Raw genomic sequence first — 25,113 nt, forward strand, 5'->3', positions numbered from 1 at the left:
TGGACCTGCCCAGCCTCTCCCCACTGCAACTCTCCGCCGTATCGGCGTCAGCCCCGCCTCATTTATGGGGCACGGCCCTCCCCGCTAGCGACCGAAGCCTCCATCGCAGCGGATCGTGGTGGAGTTGATGTAGCCGGGATGAAGAAGAAAACGGACCACGCGCGCGATCTCTTCCACATGCCCCATGCGGCCTGAGGCGGAGAACTTGAGGAATGGGCGGATGCGTTCCACGGAGATGTTCGAGGTCATGTCGGTTTCGATATATCCGGGCGCAACCGCATTGATGCTGATCCCGCGTTCTGCCAGTGCGGGTGACATCATCTGCATCAAGCCGATCAAGCCTCCCTTGCTCGCGCAATAGGGCACCTGTCCATCTCCACCGTAGATGCCGCCCAGGGATGACATGAGGACGATGCTTGAGCCACCGCCCTGCTCCATCGCCGACATGGCCGCACAGACCAGCCGGATGTTGCCCGACAGATTGGTTGCGAGCGTTCTTTGTATACGGTCTTCGTCGAAGGTGAGGAACGCGCCGTCATCCGCGATCCCGGCATTGGCCACGAGATGGTCCAGCCGGCCCAATTTCGTCCCGATCCGATCGATCAGCCGCGCCGCTTCTTCCGGCTCCGCCATATCGGCCTGCAGGATTTCCACGTCGCCGCCTGCGTCTTGCACATTTCGCGCGACAGTGCGGGCCGCGTCTTCGTCTGAGCGATAGGTCAGCGCCAGACGGTAGCCCTCTCTTGCAAGAAGTTCGGCCACCGCCGCCCCAATCCCGCGCGAGGCTCCCGTTATCAAGACGACCGGTCTGTCTCCACGGCTCATATGTTCTGCTCCGTGAGCCCGACCCCGATCGGGATGTCCAGCCCAGACATGGGGAGGTCCTCCTGATCAAGGAAGCCGCAAATCGTATCCGCAACGGCGTGCGAACGGCAGGGCTTGAAGCGGGAGGCATAGATTTTGGTGCCCGGCGCAAGATCACGCCACTCGGAGGGCTCTCTTTCCTCTGCCAGAGGCTGAACACTCAGACAGTTCACGCGAACGTTCATTCGCCTGATCTCACGCGCGAAACTCTTGGCTGCGGCACGCCTTGCGAAGGTATCGACCGGAGAGGTTTCCAGCGGCGACAGGTGCCGAAAGCTCTGCTCCTGGTTGAGCACCCAGATCTGGCCGCCGCCCTGACGCGCCAACAGCTTCCCCGCCGCCTGCAACAAAAGAAGATATTCCAACAGTGCGATCTCATGACGCTGGGCGAGGGCCTCGATTTCCTCGGGCGTCCGCGGAATGTCGCTCGCAACCTTCCGCTGGCCAAGAACGATCCGGTTCACCGGAGTTTTCAGGCCCTCCCACCCTCTCAAGCGCGAGAGGTTCGTCGCGTCTTCGATGCCGTCCGCTTCTGTTGCCGCCGCCTCATCGGGCAGAGAATACGCCAGCTCATGGACCGTATTCGCTCTCTCCAGGAGTTTGTCTCGAAGCGAGACGAACAATGGGGTCGGCTCGCCGATCAACAAGACGTGGTTCATGCTATCCGCGCCGCCTGTGAGACGTCATGCTCAGGAGGCTTTTCGGGAAGCTTGCCGCTCCACAAAATCGGCGAGAGTCCCAATGGAGGTGCAGGTCTCCCTGAGGGCCTCCGGCGCCAGTTCCTGACTGGGCAGCACGAACTGGCGCTCCACCCCGACCACAAGCTCCAGCGTATCGACGGAGTCGAGCGACAGCGGCGGCTCGGTCAGCAAGGTGGTCTCGTCCAATTCATCCATCTTGAGCCCGGACTCCCCAAGATCAAGCTGGCCGAACAGGAGATCCTTGATAATGAAGTTGACGACATCTGTTCGCTGGACGTTGTTCATGATGAAATTCCTATCCAAAATACTCGCGATAACATTCTGAAAAGTGAGCAAATCAAATTGCACCAAGCCGCCCTGAGCGGCCGCATGAAACCGGTGTCAGTCCGCCAGACACAGGGTGACTTCCCCTCTCATGCAGACCTGCTCGTCGCGCCTGACACTTACCTTGAAGCGGAGAAAATCCCCCGGAGCCAGTTTCCTCTGCGCTTGTGAGCCATCCATCAGCCGCGCATGAGCAACGATGGCGTCTCCTGCGCCGACCGGCGCCTTGAAAACGGCGTTTTGAACGCTGACGAGATAGGCTTTCACAGGGCGCTCGCATCGTGCGCTTAAAACGGTATTCGCGGTCTGAGCTGCCATTTCCAGGACCAGAACCCCGGGAACGATCGGGGCTTGGGGGAAATGCCCTTCAAAGAACCAAGCGTCTTCGTCAAAGCGATAGTCGCACCTTGCCGAGCCGTCCTCCTTGTCAATCACGCCCTGGCTCACGAACAGGAATGGTTGCCGGTGCTTGAGTAGACTTTCGCAACTGGGGAAAACAACCCCACAGGTTCCGACGTCCCGAGTAACTACTGTCGTATCACTCATGCCTTCCACACCAGCCCCCATTCCTGCCTCGGGAGTACGTGCTCAGCTGCCTGAATCGTAGACAACCTGCCAGCCATCGGGATGTGCCTCGACAAAGACATAGCGTTTGACCGATTCACCTTCGTCAGTCCGATCGATCTCGCCCAGCAAACCGTTCATCGTATGGAGCTTCTGAAGACCGACGCGAATGCGCTCGCGGTCCTGCGCGACGGTTTCAGGCCGCCCCTGCACACCTTCGCTCTCGATGACCTGCTTGATGGCATAGATGTTCTCCCAGGCTGCCATGCTGTGCAGATCGGCATAACCATTGAATTGCGCCGTCGCCTCGGCAGCGGCTCGCGCCTGCTCATTGATCGGAGCGAAACTGGTGGGCACCACCATCCCGTCGGCCTCCGCGCCACATTTTTCAATCAGTTCGGGCGTCGCAAGGCTCGTCAGACCGATGACGGCCTTTGGGCGATAGTCCTGTCGCGCCATTTCGCGCAGAACACCACACCCGGTGAAGGGATGAGCGGAGATGACGACGACATCAGCGTTCGCCGCCTTCATCTTCTCAACCTCTTTCGTGAAATCGACCGTATCCACGAACCAGGTATCATCGCCGACAACCTCGTAACCGGCCGCCGCACCGCTGATCTTGATGATCTTGTTCCAGGTGAGATTGGCGTGGACCTGGTTTTCCTCAACCCCCGCATAGACCGTCTTGAGGGTGGCATCCTGCTCCTTCATCCAGTCCCAAAGGCTTTCATAAAGCTGGACCTCGTCGGGGATATTGCGGAACGCCCAGTCGGAGATTCCGGCCAGCCCCTTGCGCATGGCTACATCCGCAAAGATGGGGATCTGGAAGCCGTCATCGCTTGCGTCGCCAGCCTTTTTCTGGAGGCTCTCGAAGACCGGCTTCAGCACTGACGAGCAGGTCGTGCCCACAACCGCCAAGGAATCCGACTTCGCGAATTCCGCGAGCGTCGCCAGCCCGCGCTCCACGTCACAGCCATCGTCGCGGTACTCGATTTCGATGCGCGCCCGGGTCCCGTCGGCAAGGCGAACCCCGCCCGCCCGGTTGATCAGCGTGCTCGCAGCCCGCATCGCGGCCTCGCTGTTCGTTCCAAACGAACTCAACACGCCGGACTCCGCTCCAAATCCGGAAATCTTGATCACACGCTGTTCGGCTGCGGCGGGTTGCGCCATGAACAAAGCACCCGCCAGAACGGCCACCAGGCTCGCGACAGAACCGGACCTTGAGTTGATAGCCATGCCAGATACCTTCCATCTCTTGCGAAAAAAATCGAAATAATTTTGAGAAACCGCGCCAGATTCCGACTTACATGAATAAAAAACGGAAGCCTCCTACAAAAGGACAAATGTAAAGCAATCAATCAAAACAAGATCAAACTCAACGCAACATGCCAAAATATTATTATTTACAAAAACAGCAACGCAACGATGCTGCCCGCTTTGGCTCCAAACCACAACTACCAATACGGGTAGTTGTGCAGCTCGAACGGCTCTTTAACTTGATCAGCGCATATCAACCGCGTGAAAGCAGGGCTCAAATGACAGTGGCGTCCGGGAACAGATCTGATGCTGCGGTACTCGCCGGCACCCCCTCGGACCTGGGAGCGGGGCGGTCGCGCTGGATGCTGCTTGTCATCCTCCTGGGTCAGGGCCTCGCGGCGATGGACACCGCCATCGTGAACGTCGCCGCCCCCACCCTGCAGGCTGATCTCGGTCTGAGCGGGGCTGGGCTCCAGCTGACCGTCGCAGGATATGGCCTTGCCTATGCGTCCTTTCTGATCACAGCCTCCAGGCTGGGCGCGATGTTCGGCTACCGTCGGCTCTTCGTGATCGGCATGGCTGTCTTCACTTTTTCGTCTTTCCTGTGTGGCTCCGCAGACAGTTCGCAAACCCTGATCCTCGGCCGTATCCTTCAAGGGCTCGGGGCCGCCCTTCTCGTGCCGCAGGTGCTCTCCCTGATCCAGCTGAGCTTTTCCGGTGCTCAACGGGCCCGGGCCGTCGGTCTCTATTCGATGATACTCGGACTGGGGGCGGCCGCGGGTCAGCTGCTGGGCGGCGTGGTCGTCAGCATCGATCTGTTGGGGCTTTCATGGCGACCAGCCTTCCTGATCAACATTCCGCTCGGCGTGTTTCTCGTTTTCGTCGCCTTAATCGTCCTGCCGCGCTCAGAACCGGCTTCACGTCAAAGGCTGGACATTGCCGGGATGATTGCGATAGTCACGGCAGCGGGCTGCATTCTGCTGGCGGTCACGTTCGGGCCGGAACTTGGATGGCCTGTGTGGGCGATCGCGGCATTGGTCGTGGGGATGGTCATCCTGCCCGTCTTCTGGAAATACGAAAAGCGGCTGGAAGCCCGTGGGGCCGCGCCGGTGTTGCAGCCGCAGATGCTTAAAATTCCAGGCATTCTGCCCGGTCTCGGCATCGTCGCCCTCGGGTTCGTCGGCTATGGCGGCTGGCTTCTGACCGTGGCCCTCTATCTTCAGGCGGGCATACAGATGAGCCCGCTCCAGTCCGGACTGACCTTTGGCGCCTATGCGCTCGGGTTCGGGCTTTCCAACCTCTTCTGGTCCAGATTGCCGCAAAGGCTGATTGGACTGGCCCCCATGCTGGCGCTTTGCGCACTCTCGCTCGCCAGCATCCTGATCGCCGCGCTCGTCACGCTTGCCAGCTGGCACAGTGTGCTGGGACCCTCCCTGCTTTTTGTCGCGGGATCGGGTCACGGGATGAGCTTTGGCGCGACTGTCAGCCGGATGGCCAATGCAATCCCCGCGAGATACGCGTCGTCGCTCAGCGGTCTGGTGACCACCTGTTCGCAGTTTTCAATCGTTTCCGGGACGGCACTTATCGGCAGCATCTATTTTGCCGCTGTGTCTTACGGCTTTTCTGCGGGGCAGCCCGACGAGAACGCCATGGCCTGCGTCGCCGTGGTCATCTTCATTCTGGCAAGTGCGGGGATCGTCTTGTCCCGCCGGCTCCCCGATATTTGAGATTTTTCAGCCAACGGGCCAAAGGCATTAAAATGACCGAGTATTCCGATCCCATCGTTATTGACGAGTTCCGCAATCTGGCGGCCAGTATTCTGCATATCGAAACGGGAACCATCGATATCGACAAGCCCCTGAATGAAGCGGGCATGAACTCCATCGAGATCATCGACTTCATCCGCCAGGTCGAGCGGCGCTACAACATCCAGATCCAGCCTGAAAAGCTGTCCGATTTCACGCTTGCCGGCATTGCTGCCGCGGTGCCTGCGTCGGCCAGAGGTTGATGCCATGCAACCGATCGCGATCACCGGCTCCAGCGTTTTCTCTCCCTTGGGAACGGATCCGGATGGCTTCTGGCAGGGACTTTGCCATCCCGCAGACCTGCAGACACCCTGGCCTCTGCGAGACCTTGCCCCCTATCCGGTGAACAATGTCATTGCGGTCCCGGAAGAGACATGGGGCACACTGAGCAACATGGATGGAAAGGCCAGATCGGAACGGGTGACGTCATTTCTGGTACGCAGCGCACTGGAGGCGGCGAAGCTTAACCGCGACGGGGTTGGAACCATCGGCTGCGCCTTGGGCACCACGACCCGGAGCGCAGAGTTCTGCGAGGCCGAGTTTCTTGAAGAGGATGGCAGCAACGACGTTGCCGAAACGCCGCGGTCCGACCTTGTCCCGCGCGGCAACCTCGACTGGAGCGGTCCGACCTTCACCCTGTCCACCGCTTGCTCCTCCGGATTGCTGGCCCCGGCCCTTTCGGCACAAATCGTTGCTTCCGGCGAATGCGATTTCATGATCGCCGGGGGCGTCGACGTTTTGCTGGAATACACGATCTGCGGCTTCAACTCGCTTCGCGTGGCGTCCCGGGACCGATGTCGCCCCTTCTCAGAGGAGAGAAAGGGCGTCATCCTATCGGAAGGGGGCGCATGTTTCTGCCTTGAGACAGTGGACCGTGCCGAGGCCCGGAAAGCCGATATTCAGGCGGTCATTCTCGGTTACGGAACCAGTTGCGATGGCGGCTCGCCAACGGCTCCGGACGTCGAAGGCATCGCCCGGGCTATCAAGGCCGCGCTCGGTTCAGCCAATCTGCAGCCGGACGATATCGCTGCGATCATCGCTCACGGAACGGGAACCCCCACAAATGACAAGGTGGAGGTGGAGGCACTGCGTCGCGCCTTCGCCACCACCGAGTTGCCACCGATCACCTCGGTCAAAGGAGCGATCGGCCATGCTCAGGGTGGCGCAGGGGCACTGGCGCTTTTCACCGCGCTTTCGAGCCTGAAACACGGCAAGCTTCCCGGCGTCGCCAATCTTGAAACCGTCGATCCGGCGCTGGCTCCCATAACCGTTTCGCGCGAAACGCTCGACCTTTCCTCCGGCTGCCTGATGGTGAATGCCTTTGGGTTCGGCGGGAACAATTGCGTCATGATCGTCGCGTCTCACGATTACCTGAAGCGGAGGCGCCATTGATGGGAACTCCGATCTCCATCCTGGGCATGGCGACGGCCCAGGCTTCCGCCGACGGAGCGCTCGCTGACGAGATGCTGTGTCCGGAGCGGCGGGCTCCGTCCGTCGGCGCGATCAATGTCCAGTCGCGCATGGTGACGCATGCTCTCAGGCAGTGCCTGTCGAACCACGCGCGCCCCGGCGCGACCGAGATCGGCCTGTGCCTCGGCACCGCCCATGGGGTGAACGCGACTGTCCGGAGAACCCTGAACACCGTTCGCGATCAGGGCTTCCTGCATGTACCTGCCTCGCTTTACGCGACCGGGCTGCCGAACTCCACGACCGGCGTCGTGGCGGGGCTTGAGCAATTGTTGGGGCCGAACCTGACCTTTCTCGGTTACCAGTCGGGTCTGGAATCCCTCATCATGGCTTGCCGCCTCATCCGGTGGGGGCAGGCGGCCTCGATGATCGCCGGCGGGTTCGACACACCATCGCCAGACATGGCTTCGCCCGATATGGCCTCCCCCGCGCCGGCTCAGACAAAGCGCGCCACGCTTTCCGGTGCCGGGCTCGTGTTGCTGTCAAAGGCAAATGGATCTGACGACGGAGCCCCGAAGATCGTGGGCTGGGCGAGTGACGAGAAACCGGGAGCCGCGTCTGAAAGCCAACTGGTTGATGGCGCGCTCGCCCATGCAGGGCGGGATCGGGCAGACCTGATCGACACCATCGCGCTGGCGCCCGACGCCCAGGCCCCCGACTACCTCGCGGCGACCTTTCCGATCCAACTGATCAACTTCATCCGTCAAACACAGGCGCCCGGTCTCCATGCTTTCACGGCGCAGAAGGCGGGCGAGAAGGCGATTTGCGTGCTTGTGGACATCGACGAGCCGGAGAGCGATACGAGACAGGGATTGCAAGCATGACACAGGCCTCCGCTTCCAACAGTCTTGCCTCATCGAGACCCTATCAATACCTGCCTTCAGAGGCGGCGAACTGGCGACTGGTCGAGGAAAGCCGTGTCTTTCGGCATCAGCCGGTCACCGCAACCGACGGCGAGACCATTCACGCCTTCACATGTGGGGCGCAGGAAAAGCCGACCGTCCTTCTGATCAACGCGCTGGGCATGTCCTCGCTGCTCATGGCCCGGCTTGCAAAGGTGCTGTCTTGCGACTTCCACGTCGTCACCTGGGAAACACGGGGGCTGCCGAGTGTCGGGCCTGACCATACACTTCCGGACCTGTCCCTCAAACGTCATGTCAATGACGCGTTGACTGTCCTTTCCCAAACGGGCTCAACGGCTCCATTCGGGATCGTCGCATTCTGTTCCGGCGTGAACGTCGCCTTGAGAGGGCTGATGCAGAACAAGCTCGATTGCGATCGGCTCTGCATCGTCAGTCCGTCCATCCACCTCGATTGCTCGCAGGAAGAAACCGACTACCAGCGCACAATGCTGCCCATGTGGCTGGACGTGGCCGAGCGCGGACAGCCCTATGCGAGCCTCATTCATCGCCTGTTGCAGTCGAAATCGGGCGATCAGGAGACGGGCCTGACCGGTGAGGTCGAGGTTCTCGACAAGCTTCCCTTTGCGACTGCGCAATCCACCTTCATCTACGCGATCATGCAGGCCAGCTGTCGGGACGAGACCATTTTCGCAAACGCCGACACCATCAGCATCCCCACGCTGGTCGTCCACTGCGACAACGACGAGATCATTCACGCGGACACGTCCCGCCAGCTCACATCGAAACTCGCAAACGCGCGACATTTGAAGATCGCGCATCACGCGCATTACGGCATCTGCACATCGGATGAGATGCACATCGAGATCATGAATTTTCTTTGTTGATTTTGCCTGACTTATTGCCTTCCCAACGCATTACTGGAGCATGACATGTATACAAACATTTCTGACGACACGGCTTTGGTCCGAAATGTTCTGGAGAATCTCGGGAAGACTTGGGACGACCGCGTCGCCGTGCGGAAGGAACGGCTGGATCTGGATCAGTATTACGATCCGGCCATTCCCGATTTTCCAAGCTCACTCGTTCCCTTCTGGGATGACGAGGATTTTTCAAGCCTCTCCGCGCAGACCAAGCTCCGGTTCCTCGCGGTCGCCTGGGTCGCCTACAACGAAAAGGCCATATATCTGGAAGAGGCCGTCGTTCAACCGGCTTGCGGGATCTTCTTCAGGGGAGAGCTTCCGGGCATTGGCGCGGCGCGCACGAAGCAGGTCGTTGCCCAGATTCAGGTGGACGAGCAGTTTCACATCCTGATGTGTCTCGATGTCTGCCATGTCGCGCGCAAGCGACACCATATCGAAGACTACAGGATGCCGGAGCCTTTGCTCGGCGTGCGTCTGAAAGAGATCATTGCCGACGCCGCCGACGAGGAAGAGGCCCGCATTGCGCAGGTCGCCTACGCGTCCGTCGCGGAGATGTCGATCAATGCGTATCTGAACGAGGTCGCCACCGACCAGACGATCCAGCCGCTCAACAGGGTGAACACCGACATGCACCGGCAGGACGAGGCGGCGCATGGCATCGGGTTTTCGGAAATCGTCGGCTCCGTCTACAGGCAGATGAACGACAAACAACGCCAAACATTCCGCAGGCTCATCGGTCAGGCCCTGACCGACTTCACGACCCCCGATCTGACCTATTGGGCCTCGATCCTCGACTATCTCGGCATCCCCAACCGGGACGCGATCATCGAGCGGCACGAGACCTCGACGCGCGGCCTGGTCCTGAAGCGCAACTACACGACCATTCGCCGATTGTTCGATGAGCTGGAAATCACGGACGACATCGACTTCGAGTTTCACTGAACAGGTCCGGCGGTGGCTTTTGCCGTCTGCGGGGACCTCGTCCTTTTAGATCTAAAATACTGTTCATAAAAAGGATTTCCGAAATGCAGATGAGAGCAGGAGCAATTCGCCGCTGGGCACTTCTCATTCTGGCCGGCGGCGCCATCATGGGGATCTCACTCGGAATTCGGCAGTCTCAGGGTCTCTTCATGCTGCCCGTTTCGATGGGGATGAACTGGTCGATCGAGGAGGTCGGGTTTGCATTCGCCCTTCAGAACCTCGTCTGGGGCCTGACGCAACCGCTGACCGGCATGCTGGCCGACCGGTACGGGTCAGCCAGGGTCATATTCGGCGGCATCATGTTGTATGTCGCAGGCCTTGTCGCCATGGCCTATTCGCCGAACATCATCGTCTTCTACATGGATACGGGCCTGCTGATCGGGGCGGGGCTTGCGGGAACGGCCTTCGGCGTCGTCTATGGCGCGGTCAACAAGATCGTTCCCGACGCGGACCGCGCATGGGCCGTTGCACTGGTCGGGGCGGTTGGCGGGTTCGTCCAGTTCCTGATCGTGCCCTTCGTCAATCAGCTGCTGAACCAATATGCCTGGACCGGCACACTGATCGCGCTCGCGATCGTGTTCCTGATCGTGTCTCCGCTATCGCTCTGCCTCAAGACGAGCCAGCTGGCCCCCAATCCGGCGGGCAACGAGATCTCGATGAGCGGGGCGCTCTCCCAGGCTTTCAGCCACTCCGGCTTCTGGTTGTTGAACCTGGGGTTCATGGCGTGCGGTTTCCAGCTGGCCTTTCTGGCAGGGCACATGCCCTCCTATCTCGTGGACCAGGGGCTGACGCTTGAAGAAGGTGGCGCCACGATTGCCATCATCTCGCTGGCGAATGTGGTCGGAACCTTCGTGTTCGGTTATGTGGGAGGCAGCATCTTCCGGCGCAAAAGCGCGCTTTCCTTCCTCTATGTCTGCAGAAGCGTTGCCATGCTGCTGTTCGTGATGCTGCCGCTCACAACGGCGAGCACCTATATCTTCGCGACGGCCATGGGCTTTCTGTGGCTCGGCACGGTCCCGCTGACCAGCGGTCTCGTGGGGCAGATCTTTGGAACCAAATATCTCACGACCCTGTTCGGCTTCGTCTTCTTCGGCCATCAGCTGGGCGCGTTTCTGGGGATCTGGCTGGCGGGCTATGTCTTCGACACGACAGGCTCCTATGACCTGATCTGGACCGTTTGCATCGGGATGGGCTTCGTGGCTGCGCTGGCACACCTGCCGATCAACGACAAGCTTGTCTACAGCCCGGGTTCGCTTGAGTCCTATGCAAGATGATCAGCCTGAGATCTGCGCTTTCAGCGGGAGGTTTCGTTCTGATCTCAAGCCTGCTCATCGCCCTGACCGTGGTGAGTTTCGCAGGCTATATGGACCCGATTTTCGTCTATTCCTACGTGACGGCGATGAAAATATGCGGGTGAGACCTGCCGGATAACTGAAGTCGACGGCAAGGCCGGTTGAGCCTCCCCGCTCGCGGGATCGCGGAGGCTCAATCGCGCGAGGCAGGTTCCGTCACCTGTCTCGATGATGACAAGCATGCTCCTTAGCGCGCCCTTTTTCCGTCCCGTGCGCGATCAGGCTTCCACGCAACCGACAGAACGAAACGGTTGAAGCCGGGTGGTTGCGCCACCCATGGCGGCCAGATCGTCGGCCAGCCGGGCCAACGCTGCCCGGTCCAGAACGGGCTCATATTCGGTCGTGCGGATATCGCAGGCGATGCCGCTTTCCAGCACCATCTCCAGCCCCTTGCGCGCCTTGACGCCACTGCCCGGCACACCCGTGATCCGCTCATATTCGGCAAAAGGCGCCTTCACGTCGTAACCGATCCAGTCAATGAGCGGGAGCACCGCTTCAAGACGCGCCGGATAGGGGCCGCCGGTGTGAAGCCCGATGCGGAACCCAAGCGCGCGGGTTTCGCGGATCGCCTCCGGCAAGGCGGCCTGAAGCGTCGGCTCCCCGCCGGAAAAGACCACGCCATCCAGCAACCCGCGTCTCGCCTTGAGGAAAGACAGCACATTGTCCCAATCCAGCCCCGTCTCGGCGTGAGCCGGGATCAGATGCGGATTGTGGCAATAGCTGCAATTCCACGGACAGCCCTGACAGAAAACGGTGGCGACAAGCTCGCCCGGCCAGTCGCAGGTGGACAGCCGGGCGAGCCCTCCGATGCGAAGCTCAGTCGCGCGCAAGTCGATCCTCGCAGAAGAAGCGACGTTCGGCGTGCTCCCCCTTCTTGCCGCGATTGAAGGAGGAAACCGGGCGATGGTAGCCCATCACGCGGGTCCAGATTTCGCAGGGCTGGCGTTCCTCATCGCTCAGGGTGACGATGTCTGTTTCGGCTTGAGTGCCAAGAAAATCGGCCATGGCGGCCTCCATGTCGTTTGGTGTGATCAGATGAAATGGTGAGGCTTATTGCCCGGCGCACCGCCGCTTTTCGGCAAGCAGCTCGGCATCGCAGGTCGGGCAGAATTCGTGTTCGCCTTCGATGTAGCCATGCTTCGGACAGATGGAGAATGTCGGGGTGACGGTGATGTAAGGCAGCCGGAAGCGACCGAGCGCGCGCTGCACCAGCTTCTTGCAAGCCTCGGCGGAGGAAACCCGCGAGCCCATGTAGAGATGCAGCACCGTACCACCGGTATATTTGCGCTGTAGCTCGTCCTGCCGTTCCAGCGCCTCGAAGGGATCGTCGGTGAAGTCGACGGGAAGCTGGCTGGAGTTGGTGTAGTAGGGGCTTTCGTCTCCGCCCGCCTGAAGGATGCCCGGATAGCGTTTCAGATCCTCACGAGCGAAGCGGTAGGTCGCGCCTTCCGCAGGCGTCGCTTCCAGATTGAACATGGTGCCGCTCGCTTCCTGGAACTCCACGATCCGCGAACGAATGTGATCGAGCAGGCGCACCGCGAAGGCATGGCCCCATTCGGTGCTGACATTCTCGCAATCGCCGGTGAAATTGCGGATCATCTCGTTGATGCCGTTCACACCGAAGGTGGAGAAGTGGTTCCTGAGCGTACCGAGATAGCGCTTGGTGAAGGGGAACAACCCGTCATCCATGTGGCGCTGGACGACCTTGCGCTTGATTTCCAGACTGTTGCGCGCGATTTCCAGCAGTTCGTCGAGACGCCCGAAAAGCCCTTCCTCATCGCCTCGATAGACATGGCCGAGCCGGGCGCAGTTGATGGTGACGACGCCCAGCGAGCCGGTCTGCTCGGCCGAGCCGAAAAGCCCGTTGCCACGCTTAAGAAGTTCGGTGAGGTCAAGCTGAAGCCGGCAGCACATGGAGCGGATCATGTTCGGCTTCAGTTCGGAATTCAGGAAGTTCTGGAAGTAAGGCAGCCCGTATTTGGCCGTCATCTCGAACAGCCGGTCGGCGTTCTCGCTCTCCCACGGAAAATCGGGGGTGATGTTGTAGGTGGGGATCGGGAAGGTGAAGACCCGGCCCTTGGCGTCACCCTTTGTCATCACCTCCATGTAGGCGCGGTTGATCATGTCCATTTCGCGCTGAAGATCGCCATAGGTGAACGGCATCTCCTCGCCGCCGATCACCGGCACCTCGTCGCGAAGGTCCTCAGGGCAGGTCCAGTCGAAGGTGAGATTGGTGAAAGGCGTCTGCATGCCCCAGCGCGAGGGCACGTTGAGATTGTAGACAAGCTCCTGAATACACTGCAGGACTTCCTCGTAATCGAGGTCGTCCTTGCGGATGAAGGGGGCCATGTAAGTGTCGAAGGAAGAAAAGGCCTGCGCGCCCGCCCATTCGTTCTGGAGCGTGCCGAGGAAATTGACGATCTGGCCGACGGCGCTTGAAAGATGCTTGGGCGGGGCGGATTCGATCTTGCCCGGTACACCGTTCAGGCCTTCCACCAGCAGCGTGCGCAAGGACCAGCCCGCGCAATAGCCTGCCAGCATGTCGAGGTCGTGGATGTGGAAGTCGCCGTCGCGATGCGCCCGGCCCACCTCAGGCGGATAGATGTGGGAGAGCCAGTAATTGGCCACCACCTTGCCCGAGAGGTTCAAGATCAGCCCGCCCAGCGAATAGCCCTGATTGGCGTTGGCGGAAACGCGCCAGTCGGTGCGCTCCAGATATTCGTTGATGGAGGAGGTAACATCGACGACGGTCTTGCGATCCTGCCGCGCCTGCCCGCGCTTTTCTCGGTAGACGATATAGGCGCGCGCGGTCGCCGGGTAATCCGTGGAGATCAGAACCTGTTCCACGATGTCCTGGATCTGCTCGATCGTGGGCACGTCGCCGGCGTGACGGTGAGCGATGACCTTGATCGCGGCATCGCAAAGGCGACGGGCATCGGCCTCGCCGAATTCGCCGGTCGCCTGACCGGCGCGGGCAATCGCGGACAGGATGCGTTCGGCATCGAAGGGCGCGCGGACGCCGCTTCGCTTGATGATGTGACTTGGCAGGCAAGACGTGGCAGGCATTTGGTTTCTGAACCCCGACCATGTGGAGGGGCAAGGACCGAACAGGCGCACGGTGCTGACGGCACACGGCAGAAAGCCATGCGCAAAGGCACGCGACCCGTCGGAGACCCCGCCCCGGGACGTGAATTATGGATCGCGGCAGGTCTCCTGGCTCGCGGGTCAATGCCACCACCCGACGCCTTCCCAGAGCCCGAAGGCTCCAGTGGCAGGCCAGCGCACAAAGGCACCTCTGGATGACAACTCGCCGCTTACAGTTGCGGGGACAGCGCCGGCCTTGCCCGAGGCGCACCGGCTTCCCTCTTAGCCCTCAGCCTCTCGACTCAAGGAACCACGACTACAACATGTAGGTCTGAGGTCTCGTTTTCTGTCAATTGATAGAGCCGAACGGGTCGGGCACGGGCAGACGCGGGTGCAACGCCCCGTCTGCCCGCTCGGATTGTCCACATGGATTTATTCGAACTGCAGAAACCTGCCGGTTCAAGGCCCGTGGGATGGCTCGGCAGGCGTTCGTCATGACGTGGAGGCGGGAGCGCCGAGGCGCGGCGGAAGCGCTGTTTTCCGCCAACTGCGGCATCCTGTCACCCGGTGTGAGAAAGTGGTGATATACGGGCGGTCAGCTCACACCGAAACTCAACTGATTGACAATCCGCGAGCTGAACATACCCTATGTGGTGTTCGAGGTTCCTTGAGTCGAGAGGCTGAGGGCTAAGAGGGAAGCCGGTGAGGCCCGTTTTGATGGCCCAATCCGGCGCTGCCCCCGCAACTGTGAGCGGCGAGTTCCTGTCCGAAAAGCCACTGGGATGTCCCGGGAAGGCGGACAGAAACGATGACCCGTTAGCCAGGAGACCTGCCTTGAGCACAACGTCATCGGACGGCGGGGCCGATAGACGCGAGTGCGATGGTTTCGCCTTCGCCTGCTCGTGTCTTTCGCCCGTCTCCAATTCAAGATCTTCGGGGTGAAAGAAGCTCACATGACCATCACCGTCTATTCCAAGCCTGCTTGCGTGCAGTGCACCGCCACAACCCGCGCGCTTGACCAGCGTGGCGTCGCGTACAACCTGATCGACCTGACCCGCGACGACAGCGCCATGGAGAAGGTGCAATCGCTGGGTTACCGGCAGGCCCCCGTGGTGGTGGCGGGTGAGGATCACTGGTCCGGCTTCCGGCCCGACAAGATCGGCGCGCTGAGCTAAGGCGGGTGCGGGCGGGGTTCGTCCGCTCACCGTTCGGGGCATCGTCTTGCCTGTGTGGCCGATCCTTCGGGACGGCCCTTCGGGCCTCCTCAGGATGACGTTTTCGGGCTGGTGAGACGCCTGAACCTGCCTTCTTCAATGCACCTCTGCCACGGGGGAAGGTCGGACCGCAGGTCCGGGTGAGGGGATGTGAGGTCTCCATATCCACGTGAGTTCGACACCCTCTGCCTAACCCTCTCCCCATGGGAGAAGGGACAGATCCTGTATCTGCCGGTCACCTCTCGCATTCACCTGCTAACGGGCATTCCCCATGTCAGGCCTTGTCTATTTCTCCAGCGCTTCGGGAAACACCCAGCGGCTCATCACCCGGCTGGGGCTTCCCGCGCAACGCATTCCGGGCCGGTCCTCGCAGGCGATGCTGCGACCCGAAGCACCCTTCATCCTCATCACGCCCACCTATGCCGATGGCGAGGGGCGTGGTGCGGTTCACAAGCAGGTCATCCGCTTTCTCAATGACGCGGAGAACCGCGCGCTCCTGAGGGGCGTGATCGCCTCCGGCAACACCAATTTCGGTCGCTTCTACGCTTATGCGGGCGACATCATCAGCGCGAAATGTCACGTGCCCCTGCTCTATCGCTTCGAGCTTGCGGGAACGGCAGGCGACGTGGCGCGCATCACCCAGGGAATGGAACGGTTTTGGAAACGACAGTCCTGAAGCGGGCGGAGGCTGCTCCGACCACGGGGGGCGAGCCGCTCGATTATCACGCGCTCAACGCACTCCTGAACATTTACGATGCCGACGGTCGCATCCAGTTCGAGGCAGACCGGCGCGCCGCACGCGAGTATTTCCTTCAGCACGTGAACCAGAACACGGTTTTCTTCCATTCGCTGGAGGAAAAGCTCGGCTATCTCGTGCGCGAGAATTATTACGAGGCGGCGGTTCTGGAGGCCTACGACCCGGCCTTCGTCACCTCGATTTTCAAGGCGGCCTATGATCGCAAGTTCCGCTTTCCCACCTTTCTGGGCGCATTCAAATATTACAGCAGCTACACGCTGAAGACCTTTGACGGCAAACGTTACCTTGAGCGTTTCGAGGACCGCGTGGTGATGGTGGCGCTGGCGCTGGCCCAGGGCGACGAAGACCTGGCCATGCGGCTGATGGACGAGATCATCTCGGGCCGTTTCCAGCCCGCGACCCCGACCTTTCTGAATGCCGGCAAGAAGCAGCGCGGCGAATTGATCTCGTGCTTCTTGTTGCGCATCGAAGACAACATGGAATCCATCGGGCGCAGCATCAATTCCGCGCTCCAGCTGTCAAAGCGCGGCGGCGGGGTGGCCTTGCTGCTGACCAACCTGCGCGAAGCGGGCGCGCCCATCAAGGGCATCGAGAACCAGTCCTCCGGCGTCATTCCGGTGATGAAACTCCTGGAAGACAGCTTCTCCTACGCCAACCAGCTTGGTGCGCGACAGGGGGCGGGCGCCGTCTACCTCCATGCCCATCACCCCGACATCCTGCGCTTCCTCGACACAAAGCGCGAGAACGCGGACGAAAAGATCCGCATCAAGACGCTGTCGCTCGGCGTCGTCATTCCCGACATCACGTTCGAACTCGCCAAGACTGACGAGGACATGTACCTGTTCTCGCCGCATGACATCCAGCGGGTCTACGGCAAGCCCATGTCGGAGATTTCCGTCAGCGAACTTTACCGTGAGATGGTCGACGACCCGCGGATCGCCAAGAAGAAGATCCGCGCCCGCGCCTTTTTCCAGACCATCGCGGAAATCCAGTTCGAAAGCGGATATCCCTATATCCTGTTCGAGGACACCGCCAATCGCGCAAACCCGGTCGCCGGTCGCATCAACATGTCGAACCTGTGCTCGGAGATCCTGCAGGTCAACGACGCATCGGAATTCGCAGACGATCTCTCCTATACCCATCTGGGCACGGATATTTCGTGCAATCTCGGCTCGCTCAACATCGCCAAGACCATGGATGGGGGAGACATCGCCGCCACGGTGGAAACGGCGGTGCGCGCACTGACGGCCGTTTCCGACATGAGCGCGATCGACTCCGTGCCGTCCGTCAGGCGTGGAAATGACGAGAGCCACGCCATCGGGCTCGGGCAGATGAACCTGCACGGCTTTCTCGCCCGCGAGCGCATCCATTACGGCTCGCCCGAGGGCATCGACTTCACCAGTATCTATTTCTGCACCATCGCCTTCCACGCCATTCGTGCGTCCAACAGAATCGCGAAGGAACGGGGCCGAAGCTTTGCCGGCTTTAAGCACAGCCGCTATGCCGATGGCTCGTTCTTCGATCAATATGTGGAGCGCGACTGGCTGCCGGAAACGGAGACCGTGAAGGCCTTGTTCGACCGCTTCGGCATCACGGTTCCGAGCCGTGCGGACTGGGAAGAACTCAAGGCCGACGTGATGCGCGACGGGCTCTACAACCGCAATCTTCAGGCGGTGCCGCCGACCGGCTCGATCAGCTACATCAACAACGCCACCTCCTCCATTCATCCGATCGCCTCGCGGATCGAGATCCGGAAGGAGGGAAAGATCGGGCGCGTCTATTATCCCGCCCCCTTCATGGACAATGACAATCTCGACTATTACCGCGACGCCTATGAGATCGGTCCGGAGAAGATCATCGACACCTATGCGGCGGCGACCCGGCATGTAGACCAAGGGCTGTCGCTGACGCTGTTCTTCCGCGACACCGCCACCACCCGAGATATCAACCGTGCCCAGATCTACGCCTGGAAGAAGGGCATCAAGACCATCTATTACGTGCGCCTGCGCCAGCTCGCCCTTGAGGGGACCGAGGTGCAGGGCTGCGTTTCCTGCGCGCTGTGAGGCTTCAATCCCATGACACATCATCCCGCTCATATGGCCGCGCACCTGCCCACGGCACGCGACACGTCCTCCCAACCCCAGCACGCGGTGCCGCGTGCCATCAACTGGAACCGTCTGGAGGATGACAAGGATCTGGAGGTCTGGAACAGGCTGACGGTGAATTTCTGGCTGCCGGAAAAGGTGCCGCTTTCAAACGACATCCAGAGCTGGGCGACGCTCACGCCGGACGAACAGCAGCTCACCATTCGCGTTTTCACCGGACTAACGCTGCTGGATACGATCCAGAACACGGTGGGTGCGCCCTCGCTGATGCCGGATGCGATCACCCCGCATGAGGAAGCGGTTCTCACCAACATCGCCTTCATGGAGGCGGTGCATGCGCGCAGCTATTCCTCCGTCTTTTCCACGCTGTGCAACACGGCAGAGGTGGATGACGCCTTCCGCTGGTCGGAGGAGAACGCCCAGCTTCAGGCCAAATCGAAGCTGATCCTGAACGAGTATCGCTGCGCGGACAGTCCGCTCAAGAAGAAGATCGCCAGCGTCTTTCTGGAGAGCTTTCTTTTCTATTCCGGCTTCTATCTGCCGATGTACTGGTCGAGCCGTGCAAAGCTCACCAACACCGCCGACCTCATCCGCCTGATCATCCGCGATGAGGCAGTGCATGGCTACTATATCGGGTACAAGTTCCAGAAAGGCCTGGATCGTCTGAGCGATGCCCAGAAGCAGGAGATCAAGGACTTCGCCTTCTCGCTGCTGTTCGATCTCTATGAAATCGAGTGCAAATATACCGAGAGCCTCTATGACGGCATCGGGCTCAGCGAGGACGTCAAGCAGTTCCTTCATTACAATGCCAACAAGGCCTTGATGAACCTGGGTTATGAGGCTCTGTTTCCGGAAACCGTGTGCGCGGTCAACCCGGCGATCCTGTCGGCACTCTCCCCCAATGCGGACGAGAACCACGACTTCTTCTCAGGTTCCGGCTCGTCCTATGTCATCGGCAAGGCGGTGGCAACCGAAGACGAAGACTGGGATTTCTGATCACGAAGGCGCTCCCTCCACCCGGGGGAGCGCCGTCATGTCTCAGTCGTTGTCGTCGGGTGGGCGGCCCAGTTCGGCGATCGCATCGATCAGCGACGCGATCACTTCCGTGCGGCTGTTGCCCGGGCGCTGGACGACCCCCAGCCTGCGTTGGATCGGCGGTGTGCCGAAGGGAAACCACGTCAAGGACGCGGTGATCCGGTCGTGAAGGGTCAGATAGGGGATGACGGCCCACCCCAGTCCTGCCTGAACGCAGCCGATCACCGCGGTCATGGTGTTCACCGAGACATATTGCCGGGGCTCCATGCCGAGGCGGGCGATTTCCGTGTCGATCTGCCGGGCTAGCGGCACCTGCGTACGATAGCGAATGTAGGGCAGGTTACGCACCAGATCCTCCAACAGAAGATCGGACGTCCCCGGCGGCGTCAGCACGACCAACGGTTCGCGCAGAACCTCCGTCCAGCGCAAGCTCGGCGGCACGGCCACATGGTCGGCGACAAGCGCCGCATCGAGCTGGCCGGCGGCGACCTCGCTCAACAATTCCTCCGCCATGCCGATCCGAAGACGGAAAGCCAGTTCGGGAAAGAGCTCGCGCATGCGGGCGACCGTGCGCGGCACGATGGAATCACCGCCTGTGCGCAGGGTGCCGAGCGCAAGCGTGCCACGAACCGGTCCGCCAGGCACGGAATCCTTGGTTTCCGTATAGATCTGGAGGATCGCGCGCGCCGAGCGCACCACCTCCGCCCCCTTGGCGGTGAGAGCCGGCGGACGGCGCGAGCGGTCGAACAGCTCCGCCCCGAGTTCCGCCTCCAGAGCCGAAATCTGCTGACTGACAGCAGAGGCGGTCAGGTTCACAGCCTGCGCTGCGGCGGCGAATCCGCCATATCGTTCAATGGCAAGCAGGGTTTCGAGCTGTCGCGTATCCATACTCATAAGATAAATAATTCTAAACTTAATCGCAATAATTATGCGGTTTGCATGAAAAATTCTTGGGTTATCATTTTCCCTTCACCGGAAGTCCCGACGCCCCCATCAGCCGGGACCACAAAAAGGGAACGAAAACCATGAAAATCAGAAAGGGCCTTGCCGCCCTGTTCACTGCGGCTGCCCTGGTCGTCGCACCGGCCCTCACCTCCTCCGCCAGCGCGCAGAGCTATCCGGAGCGTCCGGTTGAATTCATCGTGCCATGGTCGCCGGGCGGCGGTTCCGACACGCTGATGCGCCTCATCGCCAACAACGTGAAGCCGTTCCTCGGCGTCGACATGCCGATCATCAACATGCCGGGTGTCGGTGGGACGGTCGGTCTGCGCGAAGCATCGCGCCGCGCCAATGACGGCTACACGATCAGCCAGATTCACGAGGGGCTCATCGTGGCGACCGAGGTTGGCCTGACCGACCTCGCCTGGGACGATTTCGAGCCCATTGCCCTGATGACGGCCTCGCCGCAATTCCTCGTCGTGCATCCTTCTGAGCACTACTCCAACATGGAAGAGTTCGTCGCCTACGCCAAGGAGCATCCGGGCGAGATCACCATGGGCGTGACGCTCGGCGGTGTGCCGCATCTGCATGCCGCGATGATCGAACAGGCATTCGGCCTGAAGTTCGCCTATGTGGGGTACGAAGGCACCGGCCAGCGCGTCCGCGCCCTCGTCGGCGGGAACCTCGATGCAGCCATTGGCGACATCTCCTCCTCCAAGCAGTTCGTGGAAAACGGCGATCTTGTCTTTCTCGCGGTCGGCTCCTCCAAGCGCATGGAAGAAGCCCCGGACGTGCCGACCTTTGTCGAGCTCGGCACGGATCTGGAGCTGAACGTGACCCGTGGCATCGTCATGCCGAAGGGTGCGCCGGAAGAGGCCCGCAACACGCTCGAAGCCGCCCTTGAGAAGCTTGCGCATGATCCGAATTACATCGAGCAGACCCACAATGCCGGTGCTTCGGTCGATTTCCGTGGCCAGGAAGCCTATCGCGCCTACCTGGAGAAGCTTGACGCGACCGTGAAGTCGCTTTCCGAGGTCCTTGCACCGTGAACGACCACTCCTTCAGCAAGGAGCAGGTTAAGGAGGCGGGCGAAATCGCCCGCCTTCTGAGTTATGTGCTCCTCCTTTGCGCCTCGGCGGGGCTTTTCGTATCCGCCACCGCCATCCCGACCTCGCGCTTCGAGCGACTCGGGGCTGGCGCCTTCCCGAAAATCGTTTTCGCAGGCATGGCGCTCGTCGCCGTGATCGCCATCGTCGATGCCCTGCGGAAAATCCCGCGCCACGCCTATGGGCGCTTCTTCGCCACGAGCGCCGACTGGGCACGCCGCCGGCATCTCGTCTTCATCTGCCTTGCGGCTCTCTCCGTCTGTCTTGCTGCCATTCCGGCACTGGGCTTCTCCCTTGCCAGTTTCCTGTTCATCCTGGTGATCGAGCTGATCCTGATGCCCCGCAAGCCCTCCACAATCATTGCCGGCATCGTCGTGGCGCTCGTCTTTTCCTTCGGCCTGAACTGGCTGTTTGCGGACGTCTTCACCGTGTTCCTGCCCAGGGGAGTGTTTTGACATGGACGCTTTCCTCGTCGGCCTGAACCAGATTTTCACGTTCACCACCCTCGTCTACATGCTGGCGGGCTCCGTCGCCGGTATCGTTGCGGCGGCCATCCCCGGCTTCACCGTGACCATGGCCATCGTCCTGACCCTGCCGCTGACCTTTGCGATGGAGCCCCTTCAGGGCATCGCGGTCATGCTGTCGGTCTATGTGGGCGGGTACACGGGCGGCCTGATCTCGGCCGCGCTTCTGGGCATTCCCGGAACGCCCTCCTCCGTCGCCACCACCTTCGACGCCTTTCCCATGGCGCGTCGCGGTGAAGCGGGGCGGGCCCTGTCTCTCGGTGTCTGGGCCTCGTTTTTCGGCACGATCATCTCCACGGTCGTCCTGATCTTCGCTGCGCCGCCGCTGGCCATCTTCGCTGTCCGTCTGGGGCCATGGGAGTACTTCTCCCTGATCGTCTTCGCCCTGACGATCGTCTCAAGCCTCGTCGGCTCCTCGGTCATTCGCGGCCTTCTGGCTGGCCTGATCGGCCTCGCCATCTCCACCATCGGCACCGATCCGATCATGGGCCGTACGCGGTTCGACTTCGGCATCGAAACGCTTCAGGCCGGGCTGCCCTTCCTCGTCGTGCTCATCGGCATCTTCGCGATCTCGCAGCTTGCCTCCGAGGTCGAGGATGCGCCGAGTGTGCGCACCGGCACATCGCTGGTGGCAGGCAACATCGATTTCCAGACCTGGAAAGTCATGAAGGAGGTGCTGAGCCGTCCGGGGAACCTGCTGCGGTCTTCGATCATCGGCGTGCTGATCGGCGCGCTGCCGGGCGCAGGCGGATCCATCGCCAACCTGGTCGCCTATGATCAGGCCAAGCGTGCCTCAAAGACGCCGAACGAGTTCGGACGGGGCATCGCCGATGGCGTCGTCGCCTCCGAAGCCGGCAATTCGGCGACCGCCGGCGGCGGACTGATCCCGCTGATTGGCCTCGGCATTCCCGGCTCCGCCGTGGATGCGATCCTGATGGCGTCCCTCATGGTCCACGGCATTTCCGTCGGACCGCGCCTGATGATGGATCACGCCGACCTCGTCTATGGCATGTTTATCGCCATGGCGGTGGCCTCGCTGATGATGCTGCTTGTCTCCATCGTCTCCATGCGCCTGTTCCTGCGGGTCGCGGGCCTGCCGAAATGGGCCATCGTGCCGGTGGTGATGATCTGTTGCGTGGTTGGCTCCTTCGCGCTCAACAATCGCGTGACCGACCTCTATCTCCTCGGCTTCATTGGCGTGGCGGGTTACACGCTGCGCGCTCTGGGCTATTCGCTGGCGCCCCTGGTGCTGGGCGTGATCCTTGGCCCGATCGCCGAAACCAACCTGCGCCGTGCGCTGATGACCGATGCCGATCCCATGCTGTTCGTCACACGTCCCATCAGCCTGCTCTTCCTTGCCGCAGCCGTGCTCTCCGTCGCATGGGCAATCCGCAGTCATCTGAAAAAGCAAAAATACTACATTGAGGATTCGTCCGATGCGTCTACGTCATGACCCCTTCTATCCCTCCCGGCGCTCGCCCGTTCTCGCCGACAATGTCGTCGCGACCTCGCAGCCGCTGGCGACGCAGGCCGGACTGACCATCCTGCAGCAGGGCGGCAATGCGGTGGACGCCGCGATCGCCACCGCCGCCACGCTGACGGTGGTGGAGCCGACCGGCAACGGGCTGGGTTCCGATGGATACTGCATCCTGTGGGACGGCAAGCAGCTTCATGGCCTGAACGCGTCCGGCCCGGCTCCGGCCGCATGGTCACCGGAACGCTTTGCAAATGGCATTCCGATGCACGGCTGGGACGCCGTCACCGTGCCGGGCGCGGTTGCTGCCTGGGTGGAGCTTTCCGAACGGTTCGGCAAGCTTGGCCTTGCCACGGTGCTCGCCCCCGCGATCCGCTACGCAGAAGAAGGGTTCATCGTCTCGCCGGTCATCGGCGCGCTCTGGGCCAAGGGGGCGGCGACGCTGGGCAGTCAGCCCGGCTTTGCCGAGACCTTCATGCCTGAAGGACGGGCTCCCAAGGCGGGCGAGCGGTTCCGCAATCCCGGCGCGGCGCGCACCCTGCGCGCTATCGCGGAGACCAAGGGCCGCGCCTTCTATGACGGCGAGATCGCGGAAGAGATCGAGGCCTTCGCAAAGGCCAATGGCGGTGCGATGACCGTCGCCGACCTTGCAGGCTTCTCCCCGGAATGGTGCGGTACGATCAGCCAGCAATTCGACGACGTTGAGCTGCATGAGATCCCGCCCAACGGCCAGGGCATCGCCGCGCTGATGACGCTCGGCATCCTTCAGCACACCGCCATCCGCGACTACGGACCGGACGATCTGACCGCTGTGCATCTGCAGATCGAGGCGATCAAGCTCGCCTACCGCGATCTGCACGCCTATGTCGCCGACCGCCGTTTCATGACCGAGGTGAGCGAGAAGGATCTGCTCGATCCGGATTACCTGAAGGCCCGTGCGGCGTTGATCGACCCGGCCAAGGCGCAGGATTTCGGCTCCGGCGCCCCGAAGCGCGGCGGCACGGTGCTGATGAGCGTGGCCGATTCGTCGGGCATGATGGTGAGCTTCATTCAGTCCAACTACATGGGCTTCGGCTCCGGCGTTGTCGTCCCCGGCACCGGCATCTCCATGCAGAACCGCGGCTACGGCTTCACCACCGACACCTCGCATCAGAACTGCGTGGCGGGCGGCAAGAAGCCGTTCCAGACAATCATCCCCGGCTTCGCAATGAAGGGCGGGGAACCGCTCATGGCCTACGGCATGATGGGGGGCCCGATCCAGGCGCAGGGCCATGTGCAGCTCTTGCTGCGCACCCAACTGTGGGATCAGTGCGTCCAGACCGCCGCCGATGCACCGCGCTGGCGGATGATCGAAGGGCTGGATGTCGCCTGTGAACCGACCATGTCGCCCGACGTGCTCAAGGGTCTTGCCGATCTCGGTCACAAGGTTCAGGTCGAAGCGCCGGACAACGCCTTTGGCTTCGGTGGCGCGCAGCTCGTCCAGCGCATGCCGGGCGGCGGATATGCGGCGGGGTCCGATCCGCGCAAGGACGGTCACGCCGCTGGCTTCTGAGCGGGCATTCGCCCTTGCACCTTGCGACAGGTGCGATCAGAAGAATGCAACAGGTCTGCCCGCTCCGGCGGGCAGACCGACAGGACACGCAAGTCAGTCTTGCCAACGGCAGCCGACTTTTCCAACGGGGGCAAAGCCCGTGCGTCGTGTTTCCTGATCGATCCGGTTGCCGTATGAACGCGAGCGTCGGGCTCACCTCGAAGCCCACGACCACGCCAGGATGGC

Annotated in this window: 25 protein-coding genes and 2 riboswitches; of the genes, 16 read left to right on the top strand and 9 right to left on the bottom strand. The window is 61.3% G+C overall.

What is annotated here, in order from left to right; all coding sequences use genetic code 11:
• Positions 1 to 84 precede the first annotated feature (84 nt).
• The 5 genes from ABGM93_RS11815 to ABGM93_RS11835 all read right to left on the bottom strand — a co-directional run bounded on the left by ABGM93_RS11815 (position 85) and on the right by ABGM93_RS11835 (position 3,689).
• Positions 85 to 825 (bottom strand): SDR family NAD(P)-dependent oxidoreductase, encoded by a 741-nt coding sequence (locus tag ABGM93_RS11815; protein ID WP_321499654.1) that lies wholly within the window; start codon positions 823 to 825, stop codon positions 85 to 87.
• Positions 822 to 1,523 (bottom strand): hypothetical protein, encoded by a 702-nt coding sequence (locus ABGM93_RS11820; protein WP_321499656.1) that lies wholly within the window; start codon positions 1,521 to 1,523, stop codon positions 822 to 824. Before ABGM93_RS11820 ends, ABGM93_RS11815 begins: the two co-directional genes overlap by 4 nt.
• Positions 1,524 to 1,553: 30 nt before the next feature.
• Positions 1,554 to 1,850, bottom strand: a complete 297-nt coding sequence (locus tag ABGM93_RS11825; protein WP_321499658.1) for an acyl carrier protein — start codon at positions 1,848 to 1,850, stop codon at positions 1,554 to 1,556.
• A gap of 96 nt (positions 1,851 to 1,946) precedes the next feature.
• A complete protein-coding gene (locus ABGM93_RS11830) occupies positions 1,947 to 2,324 on the bottom strand; it encodes a 3-hydroxyacyl-ACP dehydratase FabZ family protein (protein WP_321499660.1) in 378 nt (125 codons plus the stop codon).
• Positions 2,325 to 2,477: 153 nt separating this feature from the next.
• Complete coding sequence (locus ABGM93_RS11835; protein ID WP_321499662.1) at positions 2,478 to 3,689, bottom strand: ABC transporter substrate-binding protein; 1,212 nt, start codon at positions 3,687 to 3,689, stop codon at positions 2,478 to 2,480.
• Between the two features lie 383 nt (positions 3,690 to 4,072).
• Between ABGM93_RS11835 and ABGM93_RS11840 the strand changes: the two genes are divergently transcribed.
• The 8 genes from ABGM93_RS11840 to ABGM93_RS11875 all read left to right on the top strand — a co-directional run bounded on the left by ABGM93_RS11840 (position 4,073) and on the right by ABGM93_RS11875 (position 11,163).
• Positions 4,073 to 5,437: an MFS transporter gene (locus ABGM93_RS11840; protein ID WP_321499665.1), complete on the top strand. Its 1,365-nt coding sequence runs from the start codon at positions 4,073 to 4,075 to the stop codon at positions 5,435 to 5,437.
• Positions 5,438 to 5,469: 32 nt separating this feature from the next.
• On the top strand, positions 5,470 to 5,718 hold the full coding sequence (locus tag ABGM93_RS11845) for an acyl carrier protein (RefSeq protein ID WP_321499667.1): 249 nt from the start codon (positions 5,470 to 5,472) through the stop codon (positions 5,716 to 5,718).
• A gap of 4 nt (positions 5,719 to 5,722) precedes the next feature.
• On the top strand, positions 5,723 to 6,907 hold the full coding sequence (locus tag ABGM93_RS11850) for a beta-ketoacyl synthase N-terminal-like domain-containing protein (protein WP_321499669.1): 1,185 nt from the start codon (positions 5,723 to 5,725) through the stop codon (positions 6,905 to 6,907).
• Complete coding sequence (locus ABGM93_RS11855) at positions 6,907 to 7,806, top strand: beta-ketoacyl synthase N-terminal-like domain-containing protein (RefSeq protein ID WP_321499671.1); 900 nt, start codon at positions 6,907 to 6,909, stop codon at positions 7,804 to 7,806. Before ABGM93_RS11850 ends, ABGM93_RS11855 begins: the two co-directional genes overlap by 1 nt.
• On the top strand, positions 7,803 to 8,729 hold the full coding sequence (locus ABGM93_RS11860) for an alpha/beta hydrolase (RefSeq protein WP_321499673.1): 927 nt from the start codon (positions 7,803 to 7,805) through the stop codon (positions 8,727 to 8,729). The genes ABGM93_RS11855 and ABGM93_RS11860 overlap by 4 nt, the downstream gene beginning before the upstream one ends.
• Before the next feature lie 45 nt (positions 8,730 to 8,774).
• The gene (locus ABGM93_RS11865) at positions 8,775 to 9,707 is read left to right on the top strand and encodes a diiron oxygenase (protein ID WP_321499675.1); all 933 of its coding nucleotides are present in this window, start codon (positions 8,775 to 8,777) and stop codon (positions 9,705 to 9,707) included.
• Between the two features lie 83 nt (positions 9,708 to 9,790).
• Complete coding sequence (locus tag ABGM93_RS11870) at positions 9,791 to 11,020, top strand: MFS transporter (protein ID WP_321499678.1); 1,230 nt, start codon at positions 9,791 to 9,793, stop codon at positions 11,018 to 11,020.
• Positions 11,017 to 11,163, top strand: a complete 147-nt coding sequence (locus tag ABGM93_RS11875; protein WP_321335207.1) for a hypothetical protein — start codon at positions 11,017 to 11,019, stop codon at positions 11,161 to 11,163. The genes ABGM93_RS11870 and ABGM93_RS11875 overlap by 4 nt, the downstream gene beginning before the upstream one ends.
• A gap of 153 nt (positions 11,164 to 11,316) precedes the next feature.
• Here ABGM93_RS11875 and ABGM93_RS11880 read toward each other — a convergent pair whose 3' ends face one another.
• Genes ABGM93_RS11880 through ABGM93_RS11890 form a run of 3 tightly spaced genes read right to left on the bottom strand, consistent with a single transcriptional unit; the run spans position 11,317 to position 14,164 of the window.
• Positions 11,317 to 11,928, bottom strand: a complete 612-nt coding sequence (locus tag ABGM93_RS11880; RefSeq protein ID WP_321499680.1) for an anaerobic ribonucleoside-triphosphate reductase activating protein — start codon at positions 11,926 to 11,928, stop codon at positions 11,317 to 11,319.
• On the bottom strand, positions 11,915 to 12,103 hold the full coding sequence (gene nrdD / locus ABGM93_RS11885; RefSeq protein ID WP_319772601.1) for an anaerobic ribonucleoside-triphosphate reductase: 189 nt from the start codon (positions 12,101 to 12,103) through the stop codon (positions 11,915 to 11,917). The genes ABGM93_RS11880 and nrdD overlap by 14 nt, the downstream gene beginning before the upstream one ends.
• Before the next feature lie 45 nt (positions 12,104 to 12,148).
• Positions 12,149 to 14,164 carry a ribonucleoside triphosphate reductase gene (locus ABGM93_RS11890; protein WP_321499683.1) on the bottom strand — a complete coding sequence of 672 codons (2,016 nt, stop codon included), beginning with the start codon at positions 14,162 to 14,164 and terminating at the stop codon, positions 12,149 to 12,151.
• A 119-nt stretch (positions 14,165 to 14,283) separates the two neighbouring features.
• A riboswitch (cobalamin riboswitch) is annotated at positions 14,284 to 14,512 on the bottom strand.
• 313 nt (positions 14,513 to 14,825) lie between these two features.
• Positions 14,826 to 15,034: riboswitch (cobalamin riboswitch) on the top strand.
• A gap of 101 nt (positions 15,035 to 15,135) precedes the next feature.
• Here ABGM93_RS11890 and nrdH point away from each other — a divergent pair.
• The 4 genes from nrdH to nrdF all read left to right on the top strand — a co-directional run bounded on the left by nrdH (position 15,136) and on the right by nrdF (position 19,254).
• Entirely contained in the window at positions 15,136 to 15,357 is a 222-nt protein-coding gene (gene nrdH, locus ABGM93_RS11895; protein ID WP_321499685.1) for a glutaredoxin-like protein NrdH, read from the top strand.
• Positions 15,358 to 15,667: 310 nt separating this feature from the next.
• Complete coding sequence (gene nrdI, locus ABGM93_RS11900) at positions 15,668 to 16,072, top strand: class Ib ribonucleoside-diphosphate reductase assembly flavoprotein NrdI (RefSeq protein WP_319772599.1); 405 nt, start codon at positions 15,668 to 15,670, stop codon at positions 16,070 to 16,072.
• Positions 16,054 to 18,216, top strand: coding sequence for a class 1b ribonucleoside-diphosphate reductase subunit alpha (gene nrdE, locus ABGM93_RS11905; RefSeq protein WP_321499687.1), 2,163 nt, complete (start codon positions 16,054 to 16,056; stop codon positions 18,214 to 18,216). The genes nrdI and nrdE overlap by 19 nt, the downstream gene beginning before the upstream one ends.
• A 33-nt stretch (positions 18,217 to 18,249) precedes the next feature.
• On the top strand, positions 18,250 to 19,254 hold the full coding sequence (nrdF, locus tag ABGM93_RS11910) for a class 1b ribonucleoside-diphosphate reductase subunit beta (RefSeq protein ID WP_321505864.1): 1,005 nt from the start codon (positions 18,250 to 18,252) through the stop codon (positions 19,252 to 19,254).
• A gap of 42 nt (positions 19,255 to 19,296) precedes the next feature.
• Here nrdF and ABGM93_RS11915 read toward each other — a convergent pair whose 3' ends face one another.
• Entirely contained in the window at positions 19,297 to 20,187 is an 891-nt protein-coding gene (locus tag ABGM93_RS11915) for a LysR family transcriptional regulator (protein ID WP_321499689.1), read from the bottom strand.
• Between the two features lie 131 nt (positions 20,188 to 20,318).
• On the opposite strand from ABGM93_RS11915, the gene ABGM93_RS11920 reads away from it, so the two are divergent.
• Genes ABGM93_RS11920 through ABGM93_RS11935 form a run of 4 tightly spaced genes read left to right on the top strand, consistent with a single transcriptional unit; the run spans position 20,319 to position 24,888 of the window.
• Entirely contained in the window at positions 20,319 to 21,281 is a 963-nt protein-coding gene (locus ABGM93_RS11920) for a tripartite tricarboxylate transporter substrate binding protein (RefSeq protein WP_321499691.1), read from the top strand.
• Entirely contained in the window at positions 21,278 to 21,793 is a 516-nt protein-coding gene (locus ABGM93_RS11925) for a tripartite tricarboxylate transporter TctB family protein (protein WP_321499693.1), read from the top strand. The genes ABGM93_RS11920 and ABGM93_RS11925 overlap by 4 nt, the downstream gene beginning before the upstream one ends.
• 1 nt (position 21,794) lies before the next feature.
• Positions 21,795 to 23,315: a tripartite tricarboxylate transporter permease gene (locus ABGM93_RS11930; protein ID WP_321499695.1), complete on the top strand. Its 1,521-nt coding sequence runs from the start codon at positions 21,795 to 21,797 to the stop codon at positions 23,313 to 23,315.
• The gene (locus tag ABGM93_RS11935) at positions 23,299 to 24,888 is read left to right on the top strand and encodes a gamma-glutamyltransferase family protein (RefSeq protein WP_321499697.1); all 1,590 of its coding nucleotides are present in this window, start codon (positions 23,299 to 23,301) and stop codon (positions 24,886 to 24,888) included. Before ABGM93_RS11930 ends, ABGM93_RS11935 begins: the two co-directional genes overlap by 17 nt.
• Positions 24,889 to 25,113: the final 225 nt, after the last annotated feature.

The sequence above is a fragment of the Breoghania sp. genome, assembly GCF_963674635.1.
GTDB lineage: Bacteria > Pseudomonadota > Alphaproteobacteria > Rhizobiales > Stappiaceae > Breoghania.

What these genes read in the sequence shown, in the direction of transcription:
- ABGM93_RS11815 (WP_321499654.1), bottom strand. Translation starts at nt 825, where the DNA reads ATGAGCCGTGGAGACAGACCGGTCGTCTTGATAACGGGAGCCTCGCGC.
- ABGM93_RS11820 (WP_321499656.1), bottom strand. Translation starts at nt 1,523, where the DNA reads ATGAACCACGTCTTGTTGATCGGCGAGCCGACCCCATTGTTCGTCTCG.
- ABGM93_RS11825 (WP_321499658.1), bottom strand. Translation starts at nt 1,850, where the DNA reads ATGAACAACGTCCAGCGAACAGATGTCGTCAACTTCATTATCAAGGAT.
- ABGM93_RS11835 (WP_321499662.1), bottom strand. Translation starts at nt 3,689, where the DNA reads ATGGCTATCAACTCAAGGTCCGGTTCTGTCGCGAGCCTGGTGGCCGTT.
- ABGM93_RS11840 (WP_321499665.1), top strand. Translation starts at nt 4,073, where the DNA reads ATGCTGCTTGTCATCCTCCTGGGTCAGGGCCTCGCGGCGATGGACACC.
- ABGM93_RS11845 (WP_321499667.1), top strand. Translation starts at nt 5,470, where the DNA reads ATGACCGAGTATTCCGATCCCATCGTTATTGACGAGTTCCGCAATCTG.
- ABGM93_RS11850 (WP_321499669.1), top strand. Translation starts at nt 5,723, where the DNA reads ATGCAACCGATCGCGATCACCGGCTCCAGCGTTTTCTCTCCCTTGGGA.
- ABGM93_RS11855 (WP_321499671.1), top strand. Translation starts at nt 6,907, where the DNA reads ATGGGAACTCCGATCTCCATCCTGGGCATGGCGACGGCCCAGGCTTCC.
- ABGM93_RS11860 (WP_321499673.1), top strand. Translation starts at nt 7,803, where the DNA reads ATGACACAGGCCTCCGCTTCCAACAGTCTTGCCTCATCGAGACCCTAT.
- ABGM93_RS11865 (WP_321499675.1), top strand. Translation starts at nt 8,775, where the DNA reads ATGTATACAAACATTTCTGACGACACGGCTTTGGTCCGAAATGTTCTG.
- ABGM93_RS11870 (WP_321499678.1), top strand. Translation starts at nt 9,791, where the DNA reads ATGCAGATGAGAGCAGGAGCAATTCGCCGCTGGGCACTTCTCATTCTG.
- ABGM93_RS11875 (WP_321335207.1), top strand. Translation starts at nt 11,017, where the DNA reads ATGATCAGCCTGAGATCTGCGCTTTCAGCGGGAGGTTTCGTTCTGATC.
- nrdD (WP_319772601.1), bottom strand. Translation starts at nt 12,103, where the DNA reads ATGGCCGATTTTCTTGGCACTCAAGCCGAAACAGACATCGTCACCCTG.
- ABGM93_RS11890 (WP_321499683.1), bottom strand. Translation starts at nt 14,164, where the DNA reads ATGCCTGCCACGTCTTGCCTGCCAAGTCACATCATCAAGCGAAGCGGC.
- nrdH (WP_321499685.1), top strand. Translation starts at nt 15,136, where the DNA reads ATGACCATCACCGTCTATTCCAAGCCTGCTTGCGTGCAGTGCACCGCC.
- nrdI (WP_319772599.1), top strand. Translation starts at nt 15,668, where the DNA reads ATGTCAGGCCTTGTCTATTTCTCCAGCGCTTCGGGAAACACCCAGCGG.
- nrdF (WP_321505864.1), top strand. Translation starts at nt 18,250, where the DNA reads ATGGCCGCGCACCTGCCCACGGCACGCGACACGTCCTCCCAACCCCAG.
- ABGM93_RS11915 (WP_321499689.1), bottom strand. Translation starts at nt 20,187, where the DNA reads ATGAGTATGGATACGCGACAGCTCGAAACCCTGCTTGCCATTGAACGA.
- ABGM93_RS11920 (WP_321499691.1), top strand. Translation starts at nt 20,319, where the DNA reads ATGAAAATCAGAAAGGGCCTTGCCGCCCTGTTCACTGCGGCTGCCCTG.
- ABGM93_RS11930 (WP_321499695.1), top strand. Translation starts at nt 21,795, where the DNA reads ATGGACGCTTTCCTCGTCGGCCTGAACCAGATTTTCACGTTCACCACC.
- ABGM93_RS11935 (WP_321499697.1), top strand. Translation starts at nt 23,299, where the DNA reads ATGCGTCTACGTCATGACCCCTTCTATCCCTCCCGGCGCTCGCCCGTT.